At 74.4% G+C, this 9,812-nt stretch carries 7 protein-coding genes and 1 pseudogene; 4 read left to right on the top strand and 4 right to left on the bottom strand.

Annotated features, from left to right (window positions below):
• A partial coding sequence (locus VIM26_RS15460) for a UvrD-helicase domain-containing protein (RefSeq protein ID WP_331952741.1) occupies positions 1-2,792 on the bottom strand: 2,792 nt, incomplete at its 3' end.
• Positions 2,789-6,238 (bottom strand): exodeoxyribonuclease V subunit gamma, encoded by a 3,450-nt coding sequence (recC, locus tag VIM26_RS15455; protein ID WP_331952739.1) that lies wholly within the window; start codon positions 6,236-6,238, stop codon positions 2,789-2,791. The genes VIM26_RS15460 and recC, both read right to left, overlap by 4 nt.
• Positions 6,239-6,341: 103 nt before the next feature.
• Here recC and VIM26_RS15450 point away from each other — a divergent pair, with 103 nt between their 5' ends.
• On the top strand, positions 6,342-6,962 hold the full coding sequence (locus VIM26_RS15450) for a hypothetical protein (protein WP_331952737.1): 621 nt from the start codon (positions 6,342-6,344) through the stop codon (positions 6,960-6,962).
• A 245-nt stretch (positions 6,963-7,207) separates the two neighbouring features.
• Here the strand turns inward: VIM26_RS15450 and VIM26_RS15445 are convergent, their stop codons facing one another.
• On the bottom strand, positions 7,208-7,759 hold the full coding sequence (locus tag VIM26_RS15445; RefSeq protein ID WP_331952735.1) for a hypothetical protein: 552 nt from the start codon (positions 7,757-7,759) through the stop codon (positions 7,208-7,210).
• The gene (locus tag VIM26_RS27130; protein WP_414696498.1) at positions 7,687-7,926 is read right to left on the bottom strand and encodes a hypothetical protein; all 240 of its coding nucleotides are present in this window, start codon (positions 7,924-7,926) and stop codon (positions 7,687-7,689) included. Before VIM26_RS27130 ends, VIM26_RS15445 begins: the two co-directional genes overlap by 73 nt.
• Here VIM26_RS27130 and VIM26_RS15440 point away from each other — a divergent pair.
• The 3 genes and pseudogenes from VIM26_RS15440 to VIM26_RS15430 all read left to right on the top strand — a co-directional run.
• Positions 7,852-8,046 carry a hypothetical protein gene (locus VIM26_RS15440; protein WP_331952733.1) on the top strand — a complete coding sequence of 65 codons (195 nt, stop codon included), beginning with the start codon at positions 7,852-7,854 and terminating at the stop codon, positions 8,044-8,046. The two genes, VIM26_RS27130 and VIM26_RS15440, sit on opposite strands and share 75 nt — an antisense overlap.
• A gap of 71 nt (positions 8,047-8,117) precedes the next feature.
• On the top strand, positions 8,118-9,464 hold the full coding sequence (locus VIM26_RS15435) for a DUF1343 domain-containing protein (protein WP_331952731.1): 1,347 nt from the start codon (positions 8,118-8,120) through the stop codon (positions 9,462-9,464).
• Positions 9,465-9,472: 8 nt separating this feature from the next.
• Positions 9,473-9,812: pseudogene (locus VIM26_RS15430) on the top strand (hypothetical protein); the annotation flags it as partial.

The following is a 9,812-nucleotide window of genomic DNA, read 5'->3' as shown; positions in this document are numbered from 1 at the left end:
GGGAGCCGGTCCGACGGCGACACGTCCCGCAGGGCCGCGCCCCCGGTGAGCGGGCCCAGCGGGGTGGACAGCGCCACCAGCAGCCCCGCGGTGAGCGCGGGGACGTCCGTGCCGGGGCTGTGCCGCGCGGCCTGCTCGGCGACGGCGGCGCGCACGGCGCCGGGGTCGGCCGGGTCGGTCAGGTGCTCGAGCACGGCGTGCACGAGCGTGCCGAACTGGGTGCCGGCGCCCAGCGTGTCCCAGGTCGAGGCGGTCGCGCGCAGCAGCGCGTCGCCGGGCGCGGACCGCGCGGGCGCGGCCCCGACGTCGGGCGAGTCGCTCTCGTCGTCGCGCGGGGACAATTCCGGCTCACTACCCAGCGGCGGCTGCCGGTCGTGCGCGGCCGCGGTGAGCGCGCTGTAGGAGGTGCGCCGCCAGGCGGTGTCCAGGGAGCGCGCGAACACCGCGGCGGCCAGGGTCGTCGTCGGCGGACGCGTGGCGGGCGACCAGACTGCGGGCGGCCGCGCGGTGATCACCTCCACGGCGAGAGTTCCATCGCTGGCCGCGGCCCGGTTCGCGAACACCGTCAGTGCAGCCTCGTCGGTGGTCGGAACCGGGATCGACTGGGGCGCGACGAGGGTCGGGTCGTCGTTCAGCAGGAGGCGGTGCAGCGGGGCGAACGGCGTGTTCGTCGACGGCGCCCACCAGAGCAGCAGGTGGGACTGGGCACGGGTCAGGGCGACGTAGGTGAGCCGGAGCTCGTCGTCGATCTCCTCCCGCTTGTGCTGGACGGTGTGGGACTTCCAGTCGGGACTCTCGCTCCCCCCGACGTCGCGCAGCCGCTCGCCGGCCGGGTCGTGGAAGACGACGGTCGCCGGGACGTTGCCGGGCCAGAGGTCCCAGCCGAACGGAACCATCACCACCGGGAACTCGAGTCCCTTGCTGGTGTGCACGGTGATGACCTGGACCGCGGCTGCGTCCGAGTCCAGGCGCCGGCTGCGCTCGAGCGTGGAGTCGGTGCCAGCCTCATCGCGGCGCCGTCGCAGCCACCCGACCAGCGCGGTGCTGCCGAGCCGGCCCACGAGCGCCGTCTCGTGCAACACCTGCGCGATGTGCCGCAGGTCCGTCATGAGCCGTTCCCCGCCCGGCCGGGCGAGAACCCGCGGCTGCACCGCCTCGGCGAGGCAGACGGCCTCGAAGAGTGCGGCGACGCCGCGGTCCTCCAGCACCTCGCGCCAGGTGCGCAGCCGCAGCGCCAGATCATCGGCGATCGAGTCCCCGTCGGCGTCGAGGTCCGCGGCGCGCAGGCCCACGAAGCAGCCGAGCGCCAGCCGGCGCACCCGGGTGGCGCGGTGCGGCTGCTCGAGGGCCTCCAGCAGCAGCTGCCACTCCTGCGCGCCGTCGGTCCCGAACACGTTCGTCCGGCCGGTCACGACCACCGGGACCCCGGCCTGCTCGAGGCACTGCCGGATCTGCTGGGCATGGTTGTTGGTGCGGACGAGGACGGCCACGTCGGCGGGCTGCACCGCCCGCTCCGGGCCGCCGTCCCGTGGCCGTACGGTCGCGCCGCCGGAGAGCAGCCGCACCAGCTCGCCGGCCAGGTCCCGGGCGACCGCACCTCGCGCGTCGTCCACCGTGACCGTGCCGTTCTTCGCGAGCGTGAGCCCGGCACGGGGCAGGACCCGCAGCTGCACCGGCGCGCCGCCCACCTGCACCATTCGGCCGAGGTGAGCGGCCGTGACCGGGAGCACGCGGATCCGCGGGTCGCCGAGCGCGGCCCCGCGGAACACCGCCCGGAGCCCGTCGAGCAAACCGGCGTCGCTGCGGAAGTTCACTGGGAGGGTGGAGGTCGTGCTCGCCGCCTTCGCGGCGTCGAGGTAGGTGTGCACGTCGGCGCCGCGGAAGCCGTAGATGGCCTGCTTGGGATCGCCGATGAGCACCAGCGTGCGGTGCCCGTGAAAGGCCTCGCGCAGGATCGTCCACTGCACGGGGTCGGTGTCCTGAAACTCGTCGACCAGCACGACGGCGTACCGCGCGCGCAGCCGCGATCGTGCGGCGGGCCCCGAGTTCGGGTCGGTGAGGGAGCCCGCGAGGCGCATCAGCATGTCGTCGAACCCGAGCAGGTGCTGGCGCCGTTTGCGCCGGTCGACCTCGTCACGGGCCGCCGCCGCGATGCTCGCGCGCTGGCCCGGGAGCCCGCCGACGGCGGCGGGGTCCGGCAGCAGCCTGGTGCCGGGATCGCGCACCGCGTCCATCGCGAGCTCGTGGAACGCGCTGCCGGTCAGGGCCGCCGGGCCCGCACCGACGCGTCCCCACTTGCGCAGGTACAGATCGTCCGCGACCTCGTGGACGAGGTCGGTCGCACCCTCGATGAGGACGGCGCCGGCGTCGTGGTCACCGGCGGTGCCCAGCGCGAGCAGGGCCTGTTGGCAGAAGCCGTGCGTCGTGGTGACGGTCGCGGCGTCGAACGACGCGACCGCCTCATCGAGGCGCCGGCAGCGCACGGCGAGCCCCGCCGGGTCGGTGTCACGCAGGAAGGCGACGAGCTCGTCCCCGGGCGCCGCCTCGGCCGGGTGGCGCAAGGCGTCGCGCGCGCTCATCAGCTGTTCGCGCACCCGTTCGCGCAGCTCGCGCGTCGAGTCCCGGCTGAAGCTGACGACGAGCAGCTGGTCCATCGCGGCCACGCCCTCGGCGACGTAGCGGGCCACCAGGGCGGCGATGGTGAAGGTCTTGCCGGTCCCGGCGCTCGCCTCCAGCACCGTGGTGCCCTCGGGCAGGGGGCCGAGCAGGTCGAACCGACCGGGCGCGCTCACGCCATCACCACCGTCTCGGCGGTGAGCAACCGGGCCCAGAGCCGTCGCGCGAGCAGGCCGAAGCGGTCACTCTCAAGGGCCGGCCAGCCCGGTCCGTGCTCGTCGGGCCAGGGCCGCTGCCCGGTGAGCACCCGCAGCGGAGCGTCGGGGCCGTAGACGAGCACGTTCTCACTCTCCGTCTGTTCGCCGGGCCGCTGGCGGGTGGTGAGCCATTCGCGCGCGGCGGCGGCGCGCGCATCGGGTAGGTCCGAACCGCGCTCGCGACGGTCCGCGTAGGCGCTCGCGCTCTTGACGGGCAGTGGCAACGGCGCGCGCAGCCCGGCCCGGTACAGCTCGACCAGCTCGACGACGGCCGACGTCGCCTCGGTCGCAGTGAGCGGCCCGAGCACGCTGCGCTTCGCGCCGCTGGGGCGCCGCCCGACCGCGACCGCCCGCCACTGCCGGTCGGGCTGCGACGCGGTGAGCGCGACGAGGTCGATCCAGACCTGGAGGCGATGCTTGGCGGCCAGGTTCGAGTACGTGAGCCGCAGGAGCACGTCGCCGCGCACGTCGCCGACCGTGCCGGTGAGCCGGGTGCCGTCGGGCAGGGCGACGTCCACGTCGCGGGACTCCGGGGCGACGGCGCGTTCCACGGTCGAGGCCTGCACGAGGTGTTCGACGTCGTGCCCCATCTCGCGCAGTAGGGCGTCGCCGAGGGGGCCCGGCGGCAGGGCGCCCCGGCGCGACTCGAGCGCGATGCACTCGGCCGGCTCGAGGCCGGCCAGCCGCTCGGTGAGGAGGCGGTCCCCGATCGCCCACTTCTCCAGCGGGCCCAGCTCGATCGCCATGGCGTCCGCCGGTTCGTCCCGCGACCGGGTGACCGCAACCTGGAGCCGTTGGCGCAGGAAGCCCCGTGCCGGACGTTCGAGCAGCCGCTGCAGGTCGGCCAGGTCGACGTCGCCCGTCGCGGGCGCGGGCAGCGGCGCGGCCAGGAACGGGGTCGGCTCCTTGCGTGGCCTGCCCGCGGCGACCGCGCCGGCGTACCCGAGCGGGTCGAAGCTGAACGGGCCGGTGGCCCCGAGCGCACCGGGCGTGAAGTTGCGGGCGTCGAACGGTTGCAGCGGGTGCCGGGTCGTCACGGCGTCGCGCACGCGCCGCCCGCCTGGCCCGGTCGCGGTCCGGTCCAGGGCGTCGAGCAGCTCGCCGAGCGGGACCGCGGGCGGGACCGTGGCGCCGGTGCGCTCGTCCGCACCGGAGTAGGTGATGACCAGCTGCTCCCCGGCCGCGCAGATGGCGTCGAGGAGGAGCTGGCGGTCCTCGCTGCGCGGGTCGCGCTCCCCGATCCAGGGGTCACGCGCGAGCACATCGTCACCGTCGCGGATGGGCTGGCGCGGGAAGACCCCGTCGTCCATCCCGAGCAGGGCGACCACGCGGTGCGGGACCGAGCGCATCGGGACGAGCGTGCACACGGTCAGCGTGCCGGTGCGAAAGCTGGCCCGCGTCGGCCGACCGGCCAGCGCCCCGTCGAGCACGGCGCGCACGTCGGCGAGGCCGAGCCACGCGGTGCTCCCGGCGGCGCAGTCCACCAGGTCGGCGAGCTCGGAGCGCAGCTGGAGCTGCTGCCAGGCGGCGTCGGGCGGCGTCGCGGCGAGGGCCAGCACGGCGCTCTGCAGACCCGACATCCAGTCCGCGACGGTGTGCCGTCCCGACATCAGCGCCTGCGCCGCGTCCAGCCGGTCGACGAGCTCGGCGAGGCGCCCGGCCAGGTCCAGGTCGGAGCTGTCGACGTCGTCCAGCGGGACGACGTCGCCGAGGCGCTCGCGGCCACCCTGCATCGCGGCGCCGACCAGCAGGCGGTCCAGGCCGGCACGCCAGGTGCCCGCCTCGACGTCGCCGAGCTGCCAGGTGCTCCGGTGCTCGCGGTGCAGGCCCCACCGCACCTCCGCGCCCACGGTCCAGTCCCGCAGCCGGGCGAGGTCGTCGTCATCGAAGCCGAAGCGCTCGCGGACGGCCCCGGTTCCGGCGAGGTCGAGCACCTGGGAGGCCGTCAGGCGTGCGGTGCCCAGCTCGAGCAGCTGCGAGAGCACCGCGAGCAGGGCGTTGGTCTGGCGCAGCGCGCGGTCCGCGAGCCGCACCCGCAGCTGCGCCGCCGGGTGCGGGGCGTCGTCGGTCGAGCCGAGCGAGAACGTGGCCGCGATGATCGGGGCGAACGCCTCGACGTCGGGACACATCACCAGGACGTCCCGTGGTTCGAGGGTGCGGTCGGCGGCGAGCAGCCCGAGGATCACCTCGCGCAGCACCTCCACCTGCCGGGTCCGGCCGTGGCAGGCGTGCACCTGCACGCTGCGGTCCGCGGGATCCAGCGGGGGCGGCGCCGGCGGGACGGCGTCGTCGGCGAGGTCGGCCGTGAGCCGGTTGAGCAGGGTCCTCCGGCCGGCGCCCGGCGCGCTCGGGTGGTGCACGTCCGAGAACCCCGGCGCGTGCCGGGCGATCAGCTCCTGGAGCTCGAGCACGTCCCGGGACAGCGAGATGAGCAGCGGGTTCGTCAGCGACGCGCGGCTGGCGTCCTCGCGGCGGCGGCGGACCACGGGCGCGCTGCGGGCCGCGTCCCACAGCGCGGGCGACGCGTGGTGCAGCCACAGGTGCACGTCGCGATGGGCGCCGAGGGCCGACAGGACCGCCAGCCGCGCGGGCGACAGGCGGCTCGCGCCGAAGACCGAGATCCGGGCCGGGAGCCCGCTGCGCGCGGGGTCGCCGCGCAGCCGGGCGCAGGCGTCGTCGAGCAGCTCGGCGGGCGACGGGGTCGCGAGGTGCGCGCGCAGCCGGCGCCACAGCTCGGGCTGCCAGCGCAGGTCGTCGTCGAGCGGGGAACCGTCGCCCTGCTCGTCCCGCCCGGCCGCCCAGGCGCGCAGCATCGCAGGACGCGACTGCCCGTACTCGTCGAACAGCCGCGCCACGCGGCCGACGACGGCGGCCCGCCGCCCCTTGTCCTCGCCGCCCGCCCCGAGGTGCTGGGCGAGCCCGGCGAACCACGCGTCGCGGCCGTCGCACGCGTCCACGACGTCGAGCAGCGGCCACCTCGAGCGCTGCGGCGCCCACCGCTCGAGCGCCGCGGCGTGCTCCGCGGACGCGCCGGTCAGGGCGTCGTCGAGCAGGGTGCTCGGCCACGGGAACTCGACGTTCGCGCAGACCCCGTCGTCCGCGGCGTCGCCGGGCACCCGCGCGCCGAGCACGTGGGACAGCCGCTGCGCGAGCCACCGCTCGACGCCCTTGGCCGGCACCGCGACCACCTCGCGCGCGAACGGGTCCGCGAGCGGTTCGGTCAACACCTCGGCGAGGCCGCGCGCGAGCGCACCGGCGCTGGCGGCCCGATGGACGATGAGCACGGTCGGTGGCTTCCTCTCACGCACGGTGGTCCCGGGCGCACCGTACGTCGCGGTCGGGGGCCCGCGCGGGCGAACGGGCATCGAGACGTGGATACCCGTTGCCAGATGACGCCGGGCGGAGGAGCGTTGATGGGTGAACCGGCGGCGCTATCGGGCGCTGCCCTGATCGCGGAGGCGGTGGATCGTGTACGCACGTTCAACCACAATTCAAGCTCAGCCGGCGTCGGTCGACGCCGGGATAGCGCACGCTCGCGACGTTGTCCTGCCCGAGATTCTCGCCATCGACGGGTGTGTCGGCCTGTCGATGATGGTGGACAGGAAGACCGGGCGTTGCGTCACCACCAGCGCGTGGCGGTCGATGGACCAGATGCGCGCCAGCGAGGCTCAGATCGGTCCGATCCGGGACCGGGTCGAGGGGATCTTCGGGGGCAGCAACTCGGATGTCGAGGAGTGGGAGATCGTCCTGCTGCACCGCGACCACCGCGCCGGCGAGGGCGCCGCGATCCGGGCCAGCTGGGGCCAGACCGAACCGGCGCAGCTCGACCACGCGATCGACACCGTCAAGCTCGCGTTGCACGACATCGAGCAGCTCGACGGATTCTGCAGCGCGAGCTACATGGTCAGCCGGGCGACCGGGCGCACTGTGCTCTCGGTGACCTACGACAACGCCGACGCGCTGGACCGGAACCGGGACAAGGCGACGGCCATCAGGGCTACTCGTGCACCGGAGGGCGGCATCAAGATCCTCGACGTGAGCGAGTACGAGCTCGCGATCGCGCACCTGCGCGTGCCCGAGATGGCCTGAGCTCACCCACGACTCCCGCCGGGCGCCTGGCGTGGCGCCCGGCGGGTGCGTGGAACCGACGAGAGGCGGTGGATCGTGCACGCACGGTCAACAACTATTCAGGCCGATCCGGGGGCCATCGACGCCGGGATCGCGCACGTCCGGGCTGCGGCTGCTCGACGTCCGCGAGTTCGAGCTCGCGATCGCGCACCTGCACGCACCCGAGATGGCGTGAGCGGTCGGCCCGCGCTCCGCAGGAGTCGACGTCAGATCGCGACGCGCTCGGGGGAGAGGCCGAACCTCATCTCCGGGAACAGGTCCTGCAGGCGTCCCTTGATCCGGGTGACGATCGCGGCCGCCTCGCCTGCACCGCTGTAGCCGTGGGTCCGGTTGATCTGCTCGTCGGTAGCCCCGGTGAAGTGCTCGTTGATCACGGATTGCTCGACAGGGCCGAGCGCGGCGATGACCATCCGGAAGTGCTCGCGGGCGTTGACGCCTTCGCGGTGCCCGGTCCACTGCTCCATGCGCCGGAACAGCTCGCTGTCCTCGACGGCGACCGGCCGGGTGTGGTTGGCGAGGTCCATCAGCCGGTACCGGGTCGCCGTGGCGGCCCAGCCGCGCAGGCTCATCGGCTCGGTGTGCCGGAGCAGGTACTGGACCGCGATGTCCTGCGCGACGACGTCGGGTGCCCGTTCGCCGTCCCCGATCAGTCCGAGGTCGCCGCAGGCGACGCCGAGCGCGCAGTTCAGCACCTCGACTGAGCGCCGGTCCAGCTCGACCCGCCCGGGGCGTGCGTCCTGGAGCGCGATATCAGACATGCGCGAAGCCTACGGACGCCGGGCCGGTCGCGGAGGTCGTTCGGGCGAACGGGTGGTGTGCGCAGGGACAACTTCATCCAGGGGCGCTCCGCGTGGTCGTACCCGAACAACAGCTCGGACTGGCGATTGAGGAATCGAATCGTTCCCGCAGGATCGACGCAGATCATCGCGTCCCGGGCGGCCTCCAGCAGGCTCTCGAACTTCCCCTCGGCGCGATCCGGCACGCCGGGCTCATCGCTCACGCGGTCGGTGCGCGGACCATTGACTTCGGCGACGAGGGCAAGTAATTTTCGGTGATGCGCATCACTTAGGAAACTAGTTGCCGCGATCGGCGATGGAAGCTCTGGGGAGCCCGACCATGACACAGCACACCAGGCGGGGCTTCCTCGGCGTCGTCGGCGCGGCCGGCGCACTCGCGCTGCCCGGCCTCGTCGCGCCGTCGGCCGCGTCGTCGGCCGCGGCCGCGGCCTCGACCTCGCCGGCCTCGGCGGCGACGGCGGCGCGCCCCGGACGAAAGGTCGTCACCGGAGCACAGGCACTCGCGGCCCGGGGCTGGGCGGACCTGGCCGGGCAGCGGGTCGGGGTGATCACCAACCCGACCGGCATCCTGGCCGACCTGCGGCACGAGGTCGACGTGATGGCCGCCGACGACGGCGTCGACCTGGTGGCGGTCTTCGGCCCCGAGCACGGCTTCCGTGGTACCGCGCAGGCCGGCAGCTCCGAGGGCACCTACGTGGACGAGCGCACCGGGGTGAGCGTCTACGACGCCTACGGCGCGACGTCGGCGAAGCTCGCAGACATGTACCGCGCCGCCGACGTCGAGACGGTCGTCTTCGACATCCAGGACGTCGGTTCGCGGTTCTACACCTACGTGTGGACCATGTACGACGCGATGGTCGCGGCCGCCAGGACCGGGGCCCGGTTCGTGGTCCTGGACCGGCCCAACCCGATCGGCGGGCACGCTCGGGGTCCGATGATGACGACGCCGTTCACCACCGGCGTCGGCAAGAAGGAGATCGTCCAGCAGCACGGCATGACCGTCGGTGAGCTCGCGCGGTTCTTCGACGCCGAGTTCCTGCCGGCCGACGCCGGCTCCCGGCTCAGCGAGCTGCACGTCGTGCCGGTGCAGGGGTGGCGGCGCGACATGCCGTTCGCGGCCACCGGCCTACCGTGGGTGCCGCCCAGCCCGAACATGCCCACCCCCGACACCGCACTGCTCTACCCGGGCACCGGGATGTTCGAGGGCACGCTCAGCTCGGAGGGGCGCGGCACCACGCGACCGTTCGAGTGGGTCGGCGACCCGGCGTTCGACCACCGCTGGGCCCGCGCCGTGTCGGGCTACGACCTCGGTGGGGTGGCCGTGCGCGAGTCGTACTTCACCCCGACGTTCAGCAAGCACCTCGGCAAGGTCTGTGCGGGGATGCAGGTGCACGTCACGGACCCGGCGCGGGTCGAGGGCATCTCCGCCGCCGTCGCCATGCTGGTCGAGGCGAAACGGCTCTACCCGCAGTTCACCTGGCGGCAGGACAGCTGGGACCCCGCGCGACCGTTCTGGGTCGACAAGCTGAGCGGCTCGTCGCGACTGCGCGAGATGGTCGACGCCGGCGCGTCGGCGGCAGCCGTCGAGGACGCCTGGGCCGGCGAGCTCGCCGAGTTCGAGGCCCGCCGCGAGCAGTATCTCCGCTACCCCGCGCCGCGCCGATGACCCGCCGCATGGTCGGTGCCCGCGCCGTCGCCGGGCTGCTCGCGACGGTGTGCGTGACGGCGTCGGTGACCCCCTGGCCGGCGCAGGCGGCGTCGGATCCCGGATCGTCCGCGGCGAGCACCCGGCACCCAGTGGCGCGATTCGACGACCCGCAGCGCGGGTTCTCGCCGGCCAGGACGGTGCTGCGCGACGGATCGCCGTCGTCGGCGGGGCTGGATGCGGCCCCGATCGACGCCGCGCTGGCCGCGGTCGAGGGCTGGACCGAGCCGTCGGCCGGCCCGACCGGTGCCGTGCACCCGCTGACCGCCGGCGCCGTCACGGTGCTGGCACACGGCGGGACCGTCGTGG

It is taken from the genome of Pengzhenrongella sp. (assembly GCF_036565025.1).
Classification (GTDB): Bacteria; Actinomycetota; Actinomycetes; order Actinomycetales; family Cellulomonadaceae; genus Pengzhenrongella.
Note: the sequence above shows the minus strand (reverse complement) of the source record. Positions and strands in the feature narration are given on the sequence as shown.